The following is a 20134-nucleotide window of genomic DNA, read 5'->3' as shown; positions in this document are numbered from 1 at the left end:
TTTCTCCTCGCGTTATCGGGCGCGTGACTCGCCGTCGATGACCTCGAAGTCGCCGGCGGCGAACGGTACCGGTTCCAGCGTCAGCAGCGAGACCCCGGTGGGCGTGGTTTCCGCGCTCACCGTACGGAAGCCGGTCGGCGGGGCGTCGGGCGAGAACAGGCGCTTACCGTCGCCGACGGTCACCGGGAAGATCATCAGCCGGTAGACGTCGATCAGGCCGGCCTCGTGCAGGGTCCGGGCCAGCTGGGCGCAGCCGTGGACCTGGAGCTCGCCGCCGGGCTGCTTCTTCAGGTCGCGGATCGCGGCCAGGAAGTCGCCGCGCAGGACCGTGCTGTTGGCCCAGCTCGCGTCGGCGTCGGTGAGGGTGCTGGAGACGACGTACTTGGGGTAGGTGTTGAGCCGGCCGGCGACCGGGTCGGCGGGGTCGGTGACCAGCGGCCAGTGGGCGGCCATGATCTGGTAGGTGAGGCGGCCGTAGAGGAACGCCTCGGCTTCGGCGAAGTAGCGGCTCACGAACGCACCGCCGGCCTCGTCGAAGTACGGCACGACCCAGCCGCCGCGGTCGAACTTGCCCGAGGTGTCTTCCTCCCGCCCGCCCGGCCCCTGCGCGACCCCGTCGAGCGTGAGAAACAGATTGACGCTGAGCTTCATCGGTACGTCCTCCCGGGTGTTGGTGGCTTACACCCTCACCACGAACACCCGGGCCGCGCTACGACACTCTTCTCACGCCAAATTCGAACTGCGGGGGTAGGCGTCGGACGGATCGGTCAGGACGTTCACCAGGTACGGGACTCCGGCGTCGAAGGCTCGGCGCAGGGCCGGACCCAGATCGCCCGGCTTCTCGACGGTCTCCCCCGCGCCCCCGAGTGCGCTCACGACGTCGTCGTACCGCAGCCCAGGCTGCAGATCCGCCGCCACGTCGTAGCCGTACACCGCCTGCATCGGGTGCTTCTCGAGCCCCCAGATCCCGTTGTTCCCGACCACCATCACGACCGGCAGCTTCTGGCGCACCAACGACTCGACGTCCATCAGCGAGAACCCGGCCGCGCCGTCACCGAACAGCACGCAGATCTGCTTGTCGGGCCGGGCCACCCGGGCCCCGATCGCGTACCCGGCTCCGGTGCCGAGGCAGCCGTACGGCCCCGGGTCGAGCCAGCAGCCGGGCGTGTACGAGTCGAGGTACCGCCCGCCGTACGACACGAAGTCACCGCCGTCGCAGATCACGACCGCGTCCCGGTCGAGCACCGAGCGCAGCTCACCGTAGATCCGGGCCGGCTTGATCGGATCGGTGTCGGCCCGCAGCACGTCCAGCTCGGCCGACCGGGCCGCGTCCTCGAGGTCGCGCAGCGACGCGATCCAGCTCTCGTGGTCGGCCCGCGGCCCGGTGTAGTCGGCGAACGCGGTGAGGATCGTCGCCAGGTCGCCGACCGGCGCGGCCGCCGTCGTCACGTGCCCGGCCTTCTGCGACGGCGAGTCGACGACGTGTACGACCGCCGCCTCGCCGAACGCCCCGAACCCGAGCCGGAAGTCCAGCGGCGTCCCGACGACCACGACGAGATCCGCCGACTTGAACGCCTTGCCCCGGACCCGGGCGAACGCCAGCGGGTGGTCGGCCGGGATGCACCCGCGACCCTGCCCGTTGCTGAACACCGGCACCCGCAGCGCCTCGGCCGCCGCGACCAGCGCCTGCTCGGCCGATCCGGCGTAGACGTCCGACCCGGCGATCAGCACCGGACGCTCGGCGCTCGCGATCAGCGCGGCGGCGGCCGAGACCTCCGCCGGGTCGGCCTCGCCGCCCGCGGGCGGCGCCGGCGGCGTGATCTCCGACCGGGCCCGGTCGAAGATCACGTCCATCGGCAGGTCGAGGAAGACCGGACCGCGGTGCGGGGCCAGCGCCAGGTCGGCGGCCGCGCCGACGTCGGCGGCGATCGCCCCGACGTCGGTGACCGTCGCCGCGTGCTTGGTGATCGGCGCGAGCACCGGGACGTGATCGAACTCCTGCAGCGACCCGGCGCCCCAGCGCATCTGCGGCGCCCGCCCGCCCAGGACGACGATCGGCGAGCCGTTGAACTTGGCCGACGTGACGCCCGAGACCCCGTTCGTCACGCCCGGACCGGCCGTGAGCACCGCGAGCCCGGGCCGACGGGTGAGCTTCGCGGTCGCCTCGGCCGCGAACACCGCGCTCTGCTCGTGCCGGACGTCGATCAGCCGGAAACCGGTGGTGTGGGCCGCGTCGTAGAGCGGGAAGACGTGCCCACCGGAGAGCGTGAACATCGCCTCGACACCGCGGGCCCGCAGCGCGGCCAGCGCCAGCTCCCCGCCGTGTCCTTCCAGCTCGGTCATCGGATTCCTCTCGTCGGTCCAACCTTTCTCAGGCGAACCCTACTCAGAGGTAACCGAGTCAGCGGATCTTCTTCCAGAACGCCTCGGTCGCGGCCGCGTCGGTGGTCGTCGTGTAGATCTCGCCCGAGACCGGCTTGCCCGGAACGTCCCAGTAGATGTAGCGGCCACCGTCCTTCGTGGCGTGGCCGGTGATGTAGTTGCCCTGACGGGTCTGCTGGTCGTCGGTCCAGAACGTGTCGCCGTCGACGACCAGCGTGTCGTCGGAGAAGCCGTTGCGGGCGGACTTCGCGTACGAGTCGCGGTCGGCCAGCGTCTTGTAGCGCAGGTAGTAGACCTCGAACGACCCGGTGTACGAGCACTTCAGCGCTTCGTTGGCGGCGTTCGCCCCGGGGATCGTCGACGTGACGACCTCGCAGGTGGTGGCCGTCGCCGTGCCGTGGCGGGCGAAGTCGCGCAGGTCGGGATCCTTGAACTGGGAGAGCAACGGCGGGTCGGACGGCGACGGGGACGTCGAGACCGACGGCGACGGGGCGGCGATCGTCGGCTTGGGCGTCGGCGGGTCGTCGCCGGAGATCGCCCAGAGGCCGAGCGAGACCACGACCACGAGCAGCACGACGACGCCCGCGACGATGCCGAGGATCAGCCCGGTGTTGCTCTTCTTCGGCGGCGGCACCGGCGGATAGCCGTACCCGGGCTGCGGGTAGGCCGGCTGCTGATACCCGGGCTGCGGGTACGCCGGCTGCTGGTAACCCGGATATCCCGACGTAGGCGCACCGGGATATCCCGACGTCGGCTGCTGCGGGTACTGCGGCTGGTTGTAGTCGTAGCCCGGCGTCAACGGGCTGCCCGGCGGCACCTGACCCGGCGGCACCTGACCCGGCGGCACTTGGCCGGGCGGCAGCGGCTGGCCCGTGGTCGGGTCGTACGCCGGCTGGTAGGACCCGGGCTGGGCGTACGGGTCGCCGTAACCGGCGCCGCTGGGGTCATAGGCCCCGGGCTGTTGCTGCCCGTACCCTTGCGGGTCCTGTGGGTACGTCATCCCGTTCTCCTCCACCGCGGCCGCGCGGACGCTTGGCGCCGTCAGGGTAGGCGACACCTGTGAATGTCCCATCCCGGGGTCGGGAAGCGGACTCGCTCCACCGCGCGAACTTCCTCACATCGATGGTTCCTTAGTTCGTTCTTCACCGCGCGTGGATACCTGGGAACGGTGCGTGCTACAACCGGCCAGTTACGACGCTGCCATGAACTCGACGTCCTCCGCTTCCTCGCGGCGGCCGCCGTCGTCGCGTTCCACTGGATGTTCCGCTCGACCACCGGGTCGACCCCGCTGGCGACCACCGGCTTCGAGGGCCACGCGGCCCTGTTCCGGTACGGCTACCTCGGCGTCGACGTGTTCTTCGTGATCAGCGGGTTCGTCATCCTCCGGAGCGCCTGGGGGCGCACCGCGGGCACGTTCCTGCTCAACCGGGCCGGCCGGCTGTACCCGGCGTTCTGGGTCGCCTGCACGGTCACCGCGCTGGCGGTGACGCTCCTGCCCGGCGACCGGCTGTCGGTCTCGTTCGGTCAGTGGGCCGCCAACCTGACGATGGGCAGCGAGGCGTTCGGCGTCACCTACGTCGACGGGGTGTACTGGACGTTGCTGGTCGAGCTCGCGTTCTACGGGCTGGTCGCGGTGGGCACGGTCGTCGGGCTGACCGTGAACCGGGTGCTGGCCGGGGCCGGCCTCTGGCTGGGGATCTCGCTGGTGCACTCGTTCTGGTCGATGTCCGACGGCTGGGCCCGGCTGTTCGTCCCGGAGTGGACGCCGTACTTCACCGCCGGGGTGGGGTTCGCGCTGCTGGCCAAGGAGGGGCCGGGCGCGTCGCTGAGCCGGCGGCAACGCTGGGTGGCGCTGGGCATCACGCTCGCGTCCTGCGGCTGGGCGCTGGTGCGGGGCGTGTCGTTCGCGAACGCGCTGACCCGCAAGTACGGGCTGCCGTTCTCGGGCTGGGTGGTGTGCGCCGTGCTGCTGACGACGTTCGTCGCGTTCGCGCTGCTGGTCGGCGGCGTGCGCGTGCCGGGCGCGGCCCGGATCGCGTTCCTCGGCGCGCTCACCTACCCGCTGTACCTGCTGCACGAGAACATCGGCTACACGCTGCTGACGATCGGCAACGTGCGGCTCGGGCTCAACCGCTGGTTCGTGCTCGTCTTCGTCGGCCTGGTCGTCGTCGGACTGGCCTGGGCCCTCAACCGGTACGTCGAGGAACCCGGCAGCCGTCGGATGAGCCGCGCTCTGAAAGAGCGCAGCCGACAGCACACGCGCAGCGCGCCACGGACGGTCGACACCGAGGCGCGGGCGCTGGCGGCCTACTCCGGCCTCACACCGGTCGGGCGGGCACTCTAGGCGCCGGTGAACTCGGCTTTGCCCGGGCCGTTGGCCAGGAACGACTCCATGCCGATCCGCTTGTCCTCGGTCGCGAACAGACCCGCGAACAGCTGGCTCTCCAGCCGCAGCCCGGTCTCCAGGTCGACGTCGAGCCCGCCGTCGATCGCCGCCTTCGCGGCTCGCAGGGCCCAGGCCGGCCCGTTCGCGAACTGCGACGCCCACTCGACCGCGGCCGCGTACACGTCGTCCGGCGCGACGACCTTGTCGACGAGGCCGATCGCCAGCGCCTCGGCCGCGTCGACGAACCGCCCGGAGTAGATCAGGTCCTTGGCCTTGGCCGGACCGACCAGCCGGGTCAGCCGCTGCGTGCCACCGGCGCCCGGGATGATCCCGAGCAGTATCTCCGGCTGGCCGAGCTTCGCGTTGTCGCCCGCGACCCGGAAGTCCGCGGTCAGCGCCAGCTCGCACCCACCGCCGAGCGCGAACCCGGTGACCGCGGCGATCACCGGCTTGGGGATCCGCGCGACCGCGGTCAGCGACCCGGTCAGCGCCTCGGCCCGAGCCACCATCCGGGTGTAGTCGGTCTCGGCGAACTCCTTGATGTCGGCACCGGCCGCGAACACCTTCGGCCCGCCGTAGAGCACGACCGCGCGCACGTCGTCCCGCTCGGTCGCCTCCTGGGCCGCGGCCCGCAACTCCTGCTGCACCTGGGTGTTGAGCGCGTTCATCTTCGGCCGGTCCAGCCGGATCGTGCCGATCTTGTCCGTCACCTCGAGCGTCACGAATTCGCCGGTCATCCGCCCCGACCACCCTTCTCCGGACGGGCAGCCGTCCGGCCTCGATGCCGTTGGCGGCAGCCTACCGGCGGGTAGTCGGGCTCACCGCGCGAGCGTGACCACGGACACCGTGTTCGACGCCCGGTTGCTCACCCACCCGGTGTACCCGTCCGGCGAGACCGCCACGACCCACGGCTCCTGCCCCACGGCCAGGCTCGCCGTGCGTCGGAGGGTCTTGATGTCGATCACGGTCAGCCGACCGTCTCCGGTGGCCGCGTAGTACGCGTGCCTCCCGTCCGCGGACACCGCCACGCACCGAGGGTTCTTGCCGACGTTCACCGTGCGGACGTTCTTCGTCTTCAGATCGACGACCGACGACGTGTCGACGTCGAAGTTCGCGGTGAGGGCCGTCGTGCCGTCGGGGGTCACGGCGACGCTGTGCGGGCTCTTCCCGACCGGGATCGTGGCCGTCACCGTCGTCTTCGCGGTGTCGATCACCGAGATCAGGTTCGACTCGTGGTCGGCGACGTACGCGGACCGGCCGTCCGGGGCGAACGTCACCCAGTGCGGCTTGGGCTTGACCCCGAGCGTCATCAGGACCTGCTCCTGAGCGGTGCCGATGACCGTGATGACGCTGCGCTCGTGGTCGGGCACGTAGAGGAGAGCGCCGTCGGGCGAGAGCGCCAGCGCGTACGGGTTGGACGGCTGGTCGGGATTGCCCACGTTGATGCGCTTGGTGACCTGGCGGGTCTTCGTGTCGACGACCGCGACCGTGTTGCCGGTGCCGTTGTCGTTGTGGGTTGAGACGTAGAGCTTGGTGCCGTCGCGGTTGATCGCGAGGTACTGGGGTTGGTCGCGGGTGGGGATCGTGGCGACCTGGCCGAGCTCTTCGGTGTCGACGACCGAGACCGTGCGGCTGTCGCTGTTGGCGACGTAGACGAAGCGGTTGTCGGGGGCGAACGCGATGCCCTGGGGGCCCCGGCCGACCGGGATCGTCTTCTGGACGGTCGGCTGGGCGAGGCTGGCCGGGATCGAGGCGGTAGCGGACGGGGTGACGCTCGCGCCGGCCGTCGGAGTCGGGGTGGCGGCGTTGTTCGAGTCGTTGTCGTCGTCCGGGCCGAGCACGATGAACGCGGCCACCCCGAGGAGGATCACCAGGACGACGACGCCGGCCAGGACCGGGATGCGCCAGGAGCGGGTGCCCGGGCGGGGTGGTTCGGGGTCGCGGCGGTGGCTCAGCAGGGTTTGTGGGGTGTCGCGCTCGGGCTCCGGGCGGGGGCGCTTCTCGGTCGGCGCGGCCGGGGCCTCGGCCCGGAATGCGACCTCGGGTTCCGGCGAGGGCGACGGTGTTCGCAGGACGTCGCCCAAGCTCGGCGGAGGGCCGCTGTCGGCCCCGGTCGTCCAGGGAGCCACCTCGGGCGGCGCGGGATAGTACGGCGCTCCGGTGGCCGCGGGGGCGTCGGCGGGGCCGGGAGACGCGAGGAGAGTCGTCTCGGCACTCGAATCGGGCCCAGCGGGCACGGCCGGTTCCGGAGGCGGGGCCGGCGGGGCCTCGGGGGCGGGGGTGGAGCCGTTCGGGTGGCCGGTCGGCGGCGATGGCTGTGCTCCCGCGGGCGTCCCGCCCGTAGGCGGGCCGGTGCGCTTGATCGTCGGCCGGTCGTCCGCAGGCTCCCCCGCGAACCGCTCCCGGACCCCCGGCGTCGGCCGGATCCTCTTCTCGGCCAACCGCAGCGGCGCATCCACCCCGAGCCCGAACGCATCCCGCAACTGACCGATCAGCGCACTGCAGCTGTCCGGCCGAGCCCCCGGCCGCTTCGCCATCGCCGACTGCAACACCGCGTCCGCGGCCGGCGGCACGTTTTCCACCGCGTCCGACAGCAACGGCGGCGGTGACGAGATGTGCGCCCACATCATCGCCACGTAATCGCGCCGATCGAACGGCGCCGACCCGCTCAACACGTGGTACAGCACGCACCCGAGCGAGTACACGTCCGCCCGATGGTCGACCGGCTGGTTCGCGATCTGCTCGGGCGCGACGTAGGCGATCGTCCCGAGGAACTGGCCGGCCGTCGTCAGCCCGGTCACGTCCGCGGCGCGCTTCGTCAGCCCGAAGTCGGTCAGGTACACGTGCCGCTGGGCGAGGTTCATCCCGTACTGATCGTCCGAACCGGTCAGCAGCACGTTGCCCGGCTTCACGTCCCGATGCACCAGCTGCCGCTCGTGGGCCGCGTCCAGAGCCGCCGCCACCGCGGAGAAGATCGTGATCGTCTCCCCCGGCGTCAGCCGGCCCCGGCGCCTGATCACCCGGTCGAGGTCCTCGCCGTCCACATAGCGCAGAACCGCGTACAGCATCCCGTCGAACTCACCGGCCTGGTACACCGGCAGCACGTTCGGATGGTCGAGCGACGCGGCGAGCTCGCTCTCCCGGGTGAACCGGGCCCGGAACGTCGGATCCGACGCCAGCTCCGGCGCGATCAGCTTGAGCGCGACCGGCCGCCCGAGGCGCTTGTCGACCGCCTTGTACACCACGGCCATCCCACCGCGGGCGACGAACGACTCCACCGTGTACCCGGCGATGTCTTCCCCGATCTCGAGGAGCATCTGGTCGTGTCGGCCCATATCCATCAACTCTAGGCCGCGAAGCAATGCCTAATAGCTCAAAGCGCGCGGGCGCTGTACCTTCCGTCGCGCTGGTCGAGACGCAGCGGCAGCCCGAACGTCGACGACAGCGTCTCGGCGGTCAGCGCCGACTCCACCGGCCCGGCCGCAACTACCGCGCCCTTGCGCAGCAGCAACGCGTGCGTGATGCCCGGCGGGATCTCCTCGACGTGGTGCGTCACCAGGATCAGCGCCGGCGAGTACGGGTCCCGCGCGAGCGTCGACAAGCGACGGACCAGGTCCTCCCGCCCACCCAGGTCGAGCCCGGCGGCCGGCTCGTCGAGCATCAGCACCTCGGGGTCGGTCATCAGCGCCCGGGCGATCTGGACCCGCTTGCGTTCGCCCTCGCTGAGCGTCCCGTACAGCCGATCGGCCAGGTGCTCCACACCGAACTGGGCCAGCAGACCCCGGCCCCGCGTAGCGTCCAGACCGTCGTACTGCTCGTTGAAGCGGCCGACCACCGCGTACGCGGCCGTGACCACGACGTCGGCCACCGTCTCGTCGGACGGGATGCGCTCCGCGAGCGACGCGGACGAGAGGCCGATCCGCGGCCGGAGCTCGAAGACATCGACCTTGCCGAGCTGCTCGCCGAGGATCGCGACCCGGCCGCGGGTCGGGTGGAGCCGCGCCGCGGCGACCGAGAGCAGCGTGGTCTTGCCCGCGCCGTTCGGCCCGAGGACCACCCACCGGTCCTCCGGGGCGACCTTCCAGGAGATCTCGTCGAGCAGGTCGTTGCCGCTCCGGGTCACCGTGACGCCGGCCAGGTCGAGCACCGCGTCCGGGTCCGGCTCCGGATACGTCCGCGGCGCCTCCGGCGCCACGACCTTCCGCGGTTTCGCAGGCAGCGCCGCATCGGGGACGACCGATACACCGGACGTCACCGAGAAGATCGGCGAAACGGACGCGGGAGGCACGGAGGCGCGACCAACAGCAGGCACGCCCCCATCCAACAACACGTCGGCCAACCTCGGACGCCCTCCCCCGTCTCGGCGCGCCGCGTGGTACCCAACAGAACCAGGCGCGCAGTCACATCTTGGGAGGTCTAGTTACGTTTACCCGAGCAGACCCCTAATCTGTGCACAACAGGCTGCTAGGGGGCGCAATGAGCACAGCGACGGCCGACCCCAACGGGCCGTGGCCGGGTAGCCCGTTCCCGCTCGGGGCGACGTGGGACGGCGACGGCGTGAACTTCACGCTGTGGAGCCCGCACGCGGTCGGCGTCGACCTGTGCCTGTTCGACGACGCCGGCAACGAGCGCCGGCTGATGCTCGGCGAGAGCACGTACCACGTCTGGCACGGCTACGTCCCCGACATCGGCCCTGGTCAGCGCTATGGCTTCCGGGTGCACGGCCCGTGGAACCCGCTGGCCGGCCATCGCTTCAACCCGGCCAAGCTACTGATGGACCCGTACGCGCGGGCGTACTCCGGGCAGGTCGTCGACGACCCGTCGCTCTACGGCCACGTCGGCGACGCTTCCCGCGGGTGGCCCGACGGGCGCGATTCGGCCCCGAACACTCTGCGCTCGGTCGTGCTGGCCCGGACGATCGGCCTCTCGCACACCCGGCCGCGGGTGCCGTGGGAGGACACGGTCATCTACGAGCTGCACGTCCGGGGCTTCACCGCCCGCCACCCGGACGTGCCCGAGAACCTCCGCGGCACGTACTCCGGTCTGGCCCATCCGGCGGTCATCGAGCACCTGATGAAACTCGGGATCACGAGCGTCGAGCTGCTGCCGGTGCACCACATGGTCTCGGAGCCGTTCATCAGCGAACGCGGGATGACGAACTACTGGGGCTACAACACGCTCGGCTACTTCGCGCCGGACTCCCGGTTCTCCTCCCGCGGCGACACGGGCGGCCAGGTCGAGGAGTTCCGCGACATGGTCGCCGCGTTGCACGCGGCCGGCATCGAGGTCATCCTCGACGTCGTCTACAACCACACCGCCGAGGGCGGGGCCGACGGGCCGACGCTGAGCTTCCGCGGGATCGACAACCGCGGCTACTACCGGGTGGATCCGTCCGACGCCAGCCGCTACGTCGACTACACCGGCTGTGGCAACACTCTGGACGCCCGGCAGCCCGCGGTGCTGCAGATGCTGATGGACTCGCTGCGCTACTGGGCCCTCGACATGGGCGTCGACGGGTTCCGCTTCGACCTCGCGTCGGCGCTGGCCCGCTCGATGCACGACGTCGACCAGCTGAGCGCGTTCATGGCCGTCATCCACCAGGACCCCGTCGTGAACCAGCTCAAGCTGATCGCCGAACCGTGGGACGTCGGCGCGGGCGGCTACCAGGTCGGCAACTTCCCGCCGCTGTGGACGGAGTGGAACGGCCGCTACCGGGACGCCGTCCGCGACCTGTGGCGGGGCGGCACCCGCGGCCTCGGCGAGCTGGGGTACCGGCTGTCCGGCTCGTCCGACCTCTACCAGGACGACGGCCGCCGCCCGTTCGCGTCGATCAACTTCATCACCGCGCACGACGGCTTCACCATGCGCGACCTGTTCACGTACAACCACAAGCACAACGAGGCCAACCGCGAGGACAACCGCGACGGTACCGACGACAACCGGTCCTGGAACTGCGGCGTCGAGGGCGAGACCGACGACGGCGCCGTGCTCGCGCTGCGCAACCGGCAGATCCGGAACGCGCTCGCCACGCTGGTCCTGAGCGCCGGCGTCCCGATGATCACGGCCGGCGACGAGATGCGCCGCACCCAGGGCGGCAACAACAACGCGTACTGCCAGGACAACGAGCTGTCCTGGGTGGACTGGAAGCTCGACCCGGAGGCGGAGTCGCTGCTCGGGTTCACGTCCCGGCTGCTCACGCTGCGGGGCCGGGCGCCGGTCTTCCGGCAGCGGTCGTTCTTCGTCGGCGCACCGGCCGACCTGGACTCGCCGGTCAGCGACCTGTCGTGGTTCCGGCCCGACGGCGGCCTGATGAGCCCGGACGACTGGAACCGCTACGACGCCCGGACGCTGGGCATGTTCCTCGACGGCGACCAGATCCGGAACCGCACGCTGCGCGGCGAGCGGATCGTCGACGACTCGTACCTGCTGTGGGTGCACGCGGCCGACGGCGACCTGGAGGTCCGGCTGCCCGGGCCGCCGTGGGCCCAGCGCTACCAGGTCGTGTTCGACACCGCCCGGCCGGACCTGCCCGACGGCAGCGAGGTCGTCGAGGGCGGCGCGGCCCGCCCGCTCTCCGCCTGGTCGACGGTGCTGCTGCGGGCTGTGCGTTAGGTGGTGGCCGTGCCCAGCGCGACGCCGACGATGAAGATCAGGAACAGGATCCCGGACGCGACGAGTAACCAGAGGGCGGCCGTGCGGCCGAAGATGCCCCGGTTCTGGTCGTTGATCTCGCGGTAGCCGTCGGGGCTGTTGCCGGCCGGCGGCTCGCGCAGCGCGACCCGGGGCGCGCCACGCCCGAGCCCGCCCATGAACCCGCCCAGGCCGGAGGGCGGCCCGGTGTCGACCCGGGTGTCGTCGAGCCGGGCCCGGCCGGCGTCGACCGGCGACGCGGCCTCGGCCCGGGAGATCTGGGTGTACAGCTCGGCCTGCCGCTTCCGCAGGTCGCGCAGTTCCAGCGAGAGCCCCCAGAGGCCACCGAACGCGTGCCAGGCGGCAATGCCGACGATCGGCAGCGCGACGACGGTCAGCGCGCTGAACAACATCCCGACGCCGGGCTCGTCGGACGCGAACGAGACCGCGGCCAGGCTGGCCACGACGATCAGCCCGACGAACGCGAGCCCGAACCCGAGCAGGCCGAACACGTCGATCGCGGCCCGCATCCGGCGCCGGTGCTGCTGGATCTTGGAGTCGACGACGCGGAGCTGGTCGTCGAGGATCCTCAGCTCGGGCTCGCCCGTCGGCCGGTCCGCCACGGGCTCCTCGGAGCTCGTGGCGGACCGACCACCACCGGTTACAGAGGCCATAGCCCAGATTATGGACTAGGCGGTCGTGACTAGACCGAGCTCGACCGGATCGGTCAACAACTCGTGGTGCGGAAGGACACGCACGGTGTACCCGAACGGACCGGCCTGCTCCAGCGGGATGTCGGCTTCGTACCGGTAGGTGTCTCCCCCGTTGCCCAGCGGACGCATCGGTACGGTGGCGACTTCGTGCAGGACGTCGTCGGAGTCCACCGTGCCGTAGCAGGCCTGGACCGCCACCGCCTCGGGCGCCAGCCCGCCGAGGTTGACCTCGGCCCGGATGTTGACGGTCGCGCCGAGCTCGGGCGTGTCGCCGATCCCCGACGACTCCACGTGCGCCACCTTGACGCCGGTCCAGTGCTGCGCGACGTCGGCCCGCCAGGAGGCCAGCTCGCGCGCGCCCGCGAAATTGTCCGCGAGCACCCGGGCCGAGCTCCGTGCGGCCGGCGCGTACAGCCGGTCGACGTACTCGGCCACCATCCGCGTCGCGGTGAGCTTCGGGCCGAGCGAGCTGAGCGTGTGGCGCACCATCTCCAGCCAGCGGGCCGGGACGCCGTCGTCGCCGCGCTCGTAGAACAGCGTCCGGACGTGGGTGGACAGCAGGTCGTAGAACGCCGCCGCCTCCAGGTCGTCGCGCCGGTCCGGGTCGATGACGCCGTCGGCGGTGGGGATCGCCCAGCCGTTCTGGCCGTCGTACATCTCGTCCCACCACCCGTCCCGGATGGACAGGTTGAGGCCACCGTTGAGCGACGCCTTCATGCCCGACGTCCCGCAGGCCTCGAGCGGACGCAGCGGGTTGTTCAGCCAGACGTCGCAGCCCCAGTACAGGTACCGGGCCATGCCGATGTCGTAGTCGGGCAGGAACACGATCCGGTTGCGCACGGCCGGGTCGTCGGTGAACCGCACCATCTGCTGGATCAGCATCTTGCCGCCCTCGTCGGCCGGGTGGCTCTTCCCGGCGATGACGATCTGCAGAGGACGGTCGGGGTCCAGCAGCAGCGCGCGCAGCCGGTCGGGGTCGCGCAGCATCAGCGTCAGACGCTTGTACGACGGCACCCGGCGGGCGAACCCGATCGTCAGCACGTCCGGGTCGAACACCGAGTCGATCCAGCCGAGCTCGGCGTCGGTGTGCCCGCGCCGTAGCGACGAGGCCCGCAGCCGGCGGCGGACCTCCTCGACCAGCTTGCTGCGCAGCGCCCGGCGGGTCTCCCAGAGCTGCTGGTTCGGCGCCTGGCCGATCGCCGCCCAGAGGTCGTCGTTCACCGCGCCCGACCCGATCGCCGCGGTCTCGCGGGCCACCCAGGTCGGCGCGTGGACGCCGTTGGTGACCGACGTGATCGGCACCTCGGAGTTCTCGAAGCCCGGCCAGAGCCCCTTGAACATGTCCCGGCTGACGATCCCGTGCAGCTTGCTGACGCCGTTGGCGCGCTGGCCCAGCCGCAGGCCCATGTGGGCCATGTTGAACACGCCCGGGTCGTCTTCGGCACCCAGCCCGAGCAGCCGCTCGATCGGGATGTCGGGCACGTCGGCCAGAACACCCGCGCCGAACACGTGCGCGATCAGGTCACGGGAGAACCGGTCGATGCCGGCCGGCACCGGTGTGTGCGTGGTGAACACCGTGCCCGCCCGCACCGCCGACAGCGCCTGGTCGAACGTCAGGCCGGTGCCCTGGACGAGCTCGCGGATGCGCTCCACCCCGAGGAAGCCGGCGTGGCCCTCGTTGGTGTGGAAGACCTCGGGTGCGGGCTCGCCGGTCAGCTCGGCGTACGCGCGCAGCGCCCGGACGCCCCCGATGCCGAGCAGGATCTCCTGCAGCAGCCGGTGGTCGGCGCCGCCGCCGTACAGGCGGTCGGTGACCCCGCGCTCGGCCGGGCCGTTGTCTTCGATGTCGGAGTCGAGCAGCAGCAGCGGGACCCGGCCGACCTGCGCCTTCCAGATGTGCGCGTGCAGCGTGCGGTGCTCGGGCAGGTTCACCGAGATCCGCAGCGGAGCGCCGTCGGCGCCGGTCAGCCGCTGCAGCGGCAGGCCGTGCGGGTCGAGCGGCGGGTAGTGCTCGGCCTGCCAGCCGTCGGCGGTGAGCGCCTGACTGAAGTATCCGGATCGATACAGGAGGCCGACCCCGACGATCGGCGCACCCAGGTCGCTGGCGGCTTTGAGGTGGTCGCCGGCCAGGATTCCCAGACCGCCGGAGTACTGCGGCAGCACTTCGGTGATGCCGAACTCCGGGGAAAAGTAGGCGATCGACGCGGGCAGCGGCTTCCCGGCGTCGGCTTCGGCCTGGGCGTGCTCCTGGTACCAGCGTGGCTCGGTGAGATAGCGCTGCAGGTCGGCGTGGGCGTCCCGCAGGCGGCCGAGGAAGTCCGGGTCCGCGGCGAGCGCCTCCAGTCGCTGACCGGAGACCTCCCCCAGTAGACGGACCGGGTCCTGGCGCACCTGTTCCCAGACTCTGGGATCCACGGAAGAGAAAAGATCAACCGTGGGTGGGTTCCACGACCACCGCAAATTCATCACGAGCTCACCGAGCGGGGCCAGCGGTTCGGGCAGCTTGGCCCGCACGGTAAAACGACGTAGGGCTCTCACGGGCCGCACCCTACCGACGCCCGGGTCGGTTCCCGTGTCACGGGCGCGAACATTGCGTCCGTGTCCCGCAAGTATTTTCCGCTCCGGGCGGCTATACCTCCCCAGGGACTCTCGGCCATCGTGTACTTGAGACCCTTGGACCGGGTGCAACGCAAGCCCCTGGACCGTCACCGCGACCGTCCCTCTGACTCGATACGGTAGGCCTTGATGACCGGACGCTTCGCGATCGAAGACATCACCCCCGTCGTGGCTGCTGGTTCGTATCCAGCGCGCGCCGTCGTGGGTGAATTGATGCCCGTCTCCGCCACGGTGTTCCGCGAGGGACACGACGCCGTGGGCGCGAACGTGGTGTGGACCGCGCCCGACGGGCGGCGAACACCGTTCACGCCGATGGTCAAGGGCGAGAACGACCGGTGGCACGCCTCGGTCGTTCCCGACGCTCCCGGCCGGTGGACGTTCGTCGTCGAGGCCTGGGGCGACCCGTTCGAGACCTGGCACCACGCGGTCGAGGTGAAGGTCGCGGCCGGCCAGTCGGCGGTCGAGCTCGCCAACGACCTCGAGACCGGGGCCCGGCTCTTCCTCAAGGCCGGCCGGTTCGCACCGCGCCAGCGCCGGGACGAGCTGTTCGAGGCCGCGGCCGCACTGCGTGACACGACCAAGCCGCTGGCCGAGCGGGTCGAGCTCGGGCTGTCGCTGGGGCCGGCGATGGCCGAGCGTCCGGTGCGTGACCTGGTGACCCGCTCACCCGCGTTCAGCGTCTGGGTCGACCGCGAGCGCGCGCTCTACGGCTCCTGGTACGAGTTCTTCCCCCGGTCGGAGGGCGCGGTCGTCCCCGACGCGGGCACCGACGCCGTCGGCCCGCCGGTGCACGGCACGTTCCGCACCGCCGCGCGTCGCCTGCCGGCGATCGCCGACATGGCCTTCGACGTCGTCTACCTGCCGCCGATCCACCCGATCGGCCGGGTCAACCGCAAGGGCAAGAACAACACGCTCACCCCGACGCCCGACGACGTCGGTTCGCCGTGGGCGATCGGTGCCTCCGAGGGCGGCCACGACGCCATCCACCCCCAGCTGGGGACGTTCGACGACTTCGACGCGTTCGTGGCCCGTACGCGCGAGCTGGGCATGGAGGTCGCGCTCGACCTGGCGCTGCAGTGCGCGCCCGACCACCCCTGGGTCACCGAGCACCCGGAGTGGTTCACGACGCTGCCCGACGGGACGATCGCCTACGCCGAGAATCCGCCCAAGAAGTACCAGGACATCTACCCGCTGAACTTCGACAACGACCGGAACGGCATCTACGCCGAGATGCTCCGGGTCGTGCTGCTGTGGGTCGAGCACGGCGTGAAGATCTTCCGCGTCGACAACCCCCACACCAAGCCGACCGACTTCTGGCACTGGCTGATCTGGGAGGTCAAGAAGGTCCACCCGGACGTGCTGTTCCTCGCCGAGGCGTTCACCCGGCCGGCGATGATGCACCACCTGGCCGAGATCGGGTTCACCCAGTCGTACACGTACTTCACCTGGCGCACGGCCAAGTGGGAGATCGAGGAGTACGGGCGCGAGCTCGTCGAGTCCGGGCACTACATGCGCCCGAACTTCTTCGTGAACACCCCCGACATCCTGCACGCGTCGCTGCAGTACGGCGGTCCGGCGATGTTCGCGATCCGGGCCGTGCTGGCCAGCATGATGTCGCCGACCTGGGGCGTCTACTCCGGCTTCGAGCTCTACGAGCACGTCGCCGTGCGTCCGGGGTCGGAGGAATACCTCGACTCGGAGAAGTACCAGCTCCGTCCGCGGGACTGGAAGCAGGCCGAAGCGGAAGGGCGTACGCTGGCGCCGTTCCTGGGTCGGCTCAACGAGTTGCGCCGAGCTCACCCGGCGCTGCAGAGGCTCCGGAACCTGCGTTTCCACCACGTCGACAACGACGCGATTTTGTGTTTCTCCAAGCAGCAGGGGGCCGACACGGTCCTGGTGGTGTGCACGCTCGACCCGCACAACACGCACTGGGGTAACACCGCGCTCGACATGCCCGCTCTCGGGCTCGACTGGCACGACCGGTTCCGGGTAGTCGACGAGCTCACCGGGGCAAGCTTCGACTGGGGACAGCACAACGCCGTCCGACTCGACCCGTATCAGCAGGTCGCGCACGTGTTCTCGATCCACAGCCAGACGTCCTGAGGGCGCACATGACCATCTCACTGCCTCACCCGCCCAGACTGCGCGCCCACACCCCGGAGCGCACCGTCGAAGACGCCGCCGCGCACCCGCACACGGCCGACGGGCATCTCGTCGAACCCCAGTCCGAGAGCTACAAGCACGCGCGTCAGATGCCGCTCGACCCCGAGTGGTACAAGCGCGCGGTCTTCTACGAGGTCCTGATCCGGGCCTTCTACGACTCGTCCGGCGACGGCACCGGCGACCTCCAGGGCCTGACCGCGAAGCTCGACTACCTGGCCTGGCTGGGCGTCGACTGCCTGTGGCTGCCGCCGTTCTACGACTCGCCGCTGCGCGACGGCGGCTACGACATCAGCGACTTCCGCGCGGTGCTGCCGGAGTTCGGCACGCTCGAGGAGTTCGTGACGTTCCTCGACGAGGCCCACAAGCGCGGGATCCGCGTGATCACCGACCTGGTCATGAACCACACGTCGGACCAGCACCTGTGGTTCCAGGAGTCGCGGCGCGACCCGGAGGGCCCGTACGGCGACTTCTACGTCTGGAGCGACGACGACTCGAAGTACGCCGACGCCCGGATCATCTTCGTCGACACCGAATCGTCGAACTGGACCTACGACCCGGTGCGCGGGCAGTTCTACTGGCACCGGTTCTTCAGTCACCAGCCCGACCTGAACTTCGAGAACGAGGCCGTCCAGGAGGCCATGCTCGACGTCCTGCGGTTCTGGCTCGACCTCGGGATCGACGGTTTCCGGCTCGACGCGGTGCCCTACCTCTTCGAGGAGGAGGGCACGAACTGCGAGAACCTGCCGCGCACCCACGAGTTCCTCAAGCGGTGCCGCAAGGTCGTCGAAGACGAGTACCCGGGCCGGGTGCTGCTGGCCGAGGCGAACCAGTGGCCGGCCGACGTGGTCGAGTACTTCGGCGACCCGAGCGTCGGCGGCGACGAGTGCCACATGGCGTTCCACTTCCCGCTGATGCCGCGCATCTTCATGGCCGTCCGCCGCCAGTCCCGGTTCCCGATCTCGGAGATCCTGGCCCAGACGCCCGACATTCCCGAGGGCGCGCAGTGGGGCATCTTCCTGCGGAACCACGACGAGCTGACGCTCGAGATGGTCACCGACGAAGAGCGCGACTACATGTACACCGAGTACGCCAAGGACCCGCGGATGCGGGCCAACGTCGGCATCCGCCGCCGGCTCGCGCCGCTGCTCGACAACGACCGCAACCAGATCGAGCTGTTCACCGCCATGCTGCTGTCGCTGCCCGGCTCCCCCGTCCTCTACTACGGGGACGAGATCGGGATGGGCGACAACATCTGGCTCGGTGACCGGGACGGCGTCCGCACGCCGATGCAGTGGACGCCGGACCGCAACGCGGGCTTCTCGGTCTGCGACCCGGGCCGGATCTACCTGCCGGTGATCATGGATCCGATCTACGGCTACCAGGTCACCAACGTGGAGGCCCAGCTCGGCGCGAGCGCGTCGCTGCTGCACTGGACGCGCCGAATGATCGAGATCCGGCAGCAGCACCCGGCGTTCCCACTCGGGTCGTTCACCGACCTCGGCGGGTCGAACCCGACAGTGCTGGCGTATGTCCGTGAATACGTCGGGCCGGACGGGGAACATGACGTAGTGATATGCGTCAACAATTTGTCGCGGTTCCCCCAGCCGGTCGAGCTGGACCTCGGCCGGTTCCGCGGCTGCACGCCGGTGGAGCTCACCGGCCGGGTGCACTTCCCGCCGATCGGCGAGCTGCCGTATCTGCTGACGTTGCCCGGCCACGGCTTCTACTGGTTCCAGCTCACCCCGCACGAAGAGCGCGGCTAGGCGACGTGGTGAATCCACCGAGCGCGCGGACGACCGGGAACCGCACGGGAGGTATCGGATGACAGCGCTGGTCACGCATGCCGAAGCCCTCACCGGCTTGCTCTCCTCGTGGCTACCGAAACAGCGATGGTTCGGCGACAAGCAGAGCCACATCGACGACGTGTCGGTCGTGAAGGCCGACACGTGGTTCGACGACCTGCCGTCCGGCGGCCCCCGCCTCGACCACGTCGTGGTGGGGGTGGCCTCCGGCGGGCGGGTCGAGCGGTACCAGCTGCTCGTCGGGCTGCGCCGCGGCGAGCTGCCGGAACGGCTCGACCACGCCCGGATCGGTCCGGTCGAGGATCTCGTCGCCTACGACGCGGCCCACGACCTCGACCTGACCGGGGAGATCCGCGACCTGATCGCGGCGAACAAGGACGTCGGCGGCGTGCGGTTCCGGCACGAGCCGGGCGCCGTCATCGACACCGACCTGGCCAGCCGGCCGATCTCGGCCGAGCAGAGCAACACCTCGGTGGTGTTCGGCGGCGAATACATCATGAAGCTGTTCCGGAAGCTCGACCGGGGCGTCAGCCCCGACCTCGAGCTGCACCGGGCGCTGCGCAGCGTCGGCAGCGAGCACATCGCCGAGCTGTACGGCGCGATCGAGGGCGAGCTGCAGGACGCGCCGGTCACCTACGGCCTGCTGCAGAAGTTCTTCGCGAACACCGCCGACGGCTGGGCGATGGCCACCGCGTCGGTGCGCGACCTGATCAACGAGCCCGAGACGCCGATCGCCGAGCTCGGCAGCGACTTCTCCACCGAGGCCTGCCGCCTCGGTCAGGCAGTCGCCGCGGTGCACCGCGACCTGGTGACCGCGCTGGGCACCGAAGTGGTGCCGGTCGATCGGCTGGACAGCGTCGTCGCCGGGATGAACGCCCGGCTGGACGCCGTGCTGCGCCGGGTGAGCGGGCTGGCTCCGTTCGAGCCCGGCATCCGCCGGGTCTTCGCCGAGGTCGCCGACCACGGCGAGCCGGTCATCGTCCAGCGCATCCACGGTGACCTGCACCTGGGTCAGGTACTGCGGACGCTGCAGGGCTGGGTGCTCATCGACTTCGAGGGCGAGCCCGCCCGTCCGCTGCCGGAGCGGGTCGCGAAGATGTCGCCGCTGCGTGACGTCGCCGGGATGCTCCGCTCGTTCGACTACGCAGCCCACCACCTCCTCGTCGGGCACGTCGAGGCGGAGGAGATCGACCCGTCGGTCGACGAGCGGGTCGTCGAGTGGGCCGACCGGAACCGGGCCGCGTTCATCGAGGGCTACGCGAAAGACGGCATCACGCTCGCCGACCCGGAGGCCAACCCGGCGCTGCTGCGCGCGCTCGAGCTCGACAAGGCCGTCTACGAGGTGGCCTACGAGTACGACAACCGGCCGAGCTGGGTCGACATCCCCCTCCGCTCGATCGCCAGACTCGCGACTACCTGATCCCGTCACTGGGAAACCGAGA

At 70.6% G+C, this 20134-nt stretch carries 13 protein-coding genes; 5 read left to right on the top strand and 8 right to left on the bottom strand.

Translation table 11 applies throughout. From position 1 onward, the window contains the following. Window positions 1-12 precede the first annotated feature (12 nt). From FL583_RS14680 to FL583_RS14670, 3 genes are all read right to left on the bottom strand, one after another. The gene (locus FL583_RS14680; RefSeq protein WP_142705186.1) at window positions 13-651 is read right to left on the bottom strand and encodes a dihydrofolate reductase family protein; all 639 of its coding nucleotides are present in this window, start codon (window positions 649-651) and stop codon (window positions 13-15) included. A gap of 72 nt (window positions 652-723) precedes the next feature. Further along, a complete protein-coding gene (locus FL583_RS14675) occupies window positions 724-2343 on the bottom strand; it encodes an acetolactate synthase (protein WP_142705185.1) in 1620 nt (539 codons plus the stop codon). Window positions 2344-2401: 58 nt separating this feature from the next. Beyond that, complete coding sequence (locus FL583_RS14670) at window positions 2402-3382, bottom strand: hypothetical protein (RefSeq protein WP_142705184.1); 981 nt, start codon at window positions 3380-3382, stop codon at window positions 2402-2404. Window positions 3383-3550: 168 nt separating this feature from the next. Between FL583_RS14670 and FL583_RS14665 the strand changes: the two genes are divergently transcribed. Continuing rightward, window positions 3551-4726 carry an acyltransferase family protein gene (locus FL583_RS14665; protein WP_170323649.1) on the top strand — a complete coding sequence of 392 codons (1176 nt, stop codon included), beginning with the start codon at window positions 3551-3553 and terminating at the stop codon, window positions 4724-4726. On the opposite strand, the gene FL583_RS14660 is transcribed toward FL583_RS14665, so the two are convergent. The 3 genes from FL583_RS14660 to FL583_RS14650 all read right to left on the bottom strand — a co-directional run bounded on the left by FL583_RS14660 (window position 4723) and on the right by FL583_RS14650 (window position 8963). Beyond that, window positions 4723-5505, bottom strand: a complete 783-nt coding sequence (locus FL583_RS14660; RefSeq protein WP_142705182.1) for an enoyl-CoA hydratase/isomerase family protein — start codon at window positions 5503-5505, stop codon at window positions 4723-4725. The two genes, FL583_RS14665 and FL583_RS14660, sit on opposite strands and share 4 nt — an antisense overlap. An 81-nt stretch (window positions 5506-5586) precedes the next feature. Then, window positions 5587-8103 (bottom strand): protein kinase domain-containing protein, encoded by a 2517-nt coding sequence (locus FL583_RS14655; protein ID WP_170323648.1) that lies wholly within the window; start codon window positions 8101-8103, stop codon window positions 5587-5589. A gap of 38 nt (window positions 8104-8141) precedes the next feature. After that, window positions 8142-8963 carry an ABC transporter ATP-binding protein gene (locus FL583_RS14650; RefSeq protein ID WP_142705366.1) on the bottom strand — a complete coding sequence of 274 codons (822 nt, stop codon included), beginning with the start codon at window positions 8961-8963 and terminating at the stop codon, window positions 8142-8144. A 281-nt stretch (window positions 8964-9244) separates the two neighbouring features. On the opposite strand from FL583_RS14650, the gene glgX reads away from it, so the two are divergent. After that, window positions 9245-11380 carry a glycogen debranching protein GlgX gene (gene glgX, locus FL583_RS14645; RefSeq protein ID WP_142705180.1) on the top strand — a complete coding sequence of 712 codons (2136 nt, stop codon included), beginning with the start codon at window positions 9245-9247 and terminating at the stop codon, window positions 11378-11380. Here glgX and FL583_RS14640 read toward each other — a convergent pair. Next, window positions 11377-12021: a hypothetical protein gene (locus FL583_RS14640; RefSeq protein WP_142705179.1), complete on the bottom strand. Its 645-nt coding sequence runs from the start codon at window positions 12019-12021 to the stop codon at window positions 11377-11379. The two genes, glgX and FL583_RS14640, sit on opposite strands and share 4 nt — an antisense overlap. A gap of 66 nt (window positions 12022-12087) precedes the next feature. Continuing rightward, the gene (gene glgP, locus FL583_RS14635) at window positions 12088-14649 is read right to left on the bottom strand and encodes an alpha-glucan family phosphorylase (protein WP_142705178.1); all 2562 of its coding nucleotides are present in this window, start codon (window positions 14647-14649) and stop codon (window positions 12088-12090) included. Between the two features lie 207 nt (window positions 14650-14856). On the opposite strand from glgP, the gene FL583_RS14630 reads away from it, so the two are divergent. From FL583_RS14630 to FL583_RS14620, 3 genes are read left to right on the top strand one after another with little or no spacing between them, the layout of a single operon-like run. Next, window positions 14857-16830, top strand: coding sequence for an alpha-1,4-glucan--maltose-1-phosphate maltosyltransferase (locus FL583_RS14630; RefSeq protein WP_142705177.1), 1974 nt, complete (start codon window positions 14857-14859; stop codon window positions 16828-16830). 8 nt (window positions 16831-16838) lie between these two features. After that, the gene (gene treS / locus FL583_RS14625; protein WP_142705176.1) at window positions 16839-18653 is read left to right on the top strand and encodes a maltose alpha-D-glucosyltransferase; all 1815 of its coding nucleotides are present in this window, start codon (window positions 16839-16841) and stop codon (window positions 18651-18653) included. Between the two features lie 58 nt (window positions 18654-18711). After that, complete coding sequence (locus FL583_RS14620; RefSeq protein ID WP_142705175.1) at window positions 18712-20112, top strand: maltokinase N-terminal cap-like domain-containing protein; 1401 nt, start codon at window positions 18712-18714, stop codon at window positions 20110-20112. The last annotated feature ends 22 nt before the right edge of the window (window positions 20113-20134 follow it).

Source organism: Cryptosporangium phraense, from assembly GCF_006912135.1.
Classification (GTDB): domain Bacteria; phylum Actinomycetota; class Actinomycetes; order Mycobacteriales; family Cryptosporangiaceae; genus Cryptosporangium; species Cryptosporangium phraense.
This window is presented reverse-complemented; position numbering and strand designations above follow the sequence as displayed.

Coding starts and splice junctions, on each gene's coding strand:
- FL583_RS14680 (WP_142705186.1), bottom strand. CDS start 651: ATGAAGCTCAGCGTCAATCTGTTTCTCACGCTCGACGGGGTCGCGCAG.
- FL583_RS14675 (WP_142705185.1), bottom strand. CDS start 2,343: ATGACCGAGCTGGAAGGACACGGCGGGGAGCTGGCGCTGGCCGCGCTG.
- FL583_RS14670 (WP_142705184.1), bottom strand. CDS start 3,382: ATGACGTACCCACAGGACCCGCAAGGGTACGGGCAGCAACAGCCCGGG.
- FL583_RS14660 (WP_142705182.1), bottom strand. CDS start 5,505: ATGACCGGCGAATTCGTGACGCTCGAGGTGACGGACAAGATCGGCACG.
- FL583_RS14655 (WP_170323648.1), bottom strand. CDS start 8,103: ATGGGCCGACACGACCAGATGCTCCTCGAGATCGGGGAAGACATCGCC.
- glgX (WP_142705180.1), top strand. CDS start 9,245: ATGAGCACAGCGACGGCCGACCCCAACGGGCCGTGGCCGGGTAGCCCG.
- FL583_RS14630 (WP_142705177.1), top strand. CDS start 14,857: ATGACCGGACGCTTCGCGATCGAAGACATCACCCCCGTCGTGGCTGCT.
- treS (WP_142705176.1), top strand. CDS start 16,839: ATGACCATCTCACTGCCTCACCCGCCCAGACTGCGCGCCCACACCCCG.
- FL583_RS14620 (WP_142705175.1), top strand. CDS start 18,712: ATGACAGCGCTGGTCACGCATGCCGAAGCCCTCACCGGCTTGCTCTCC.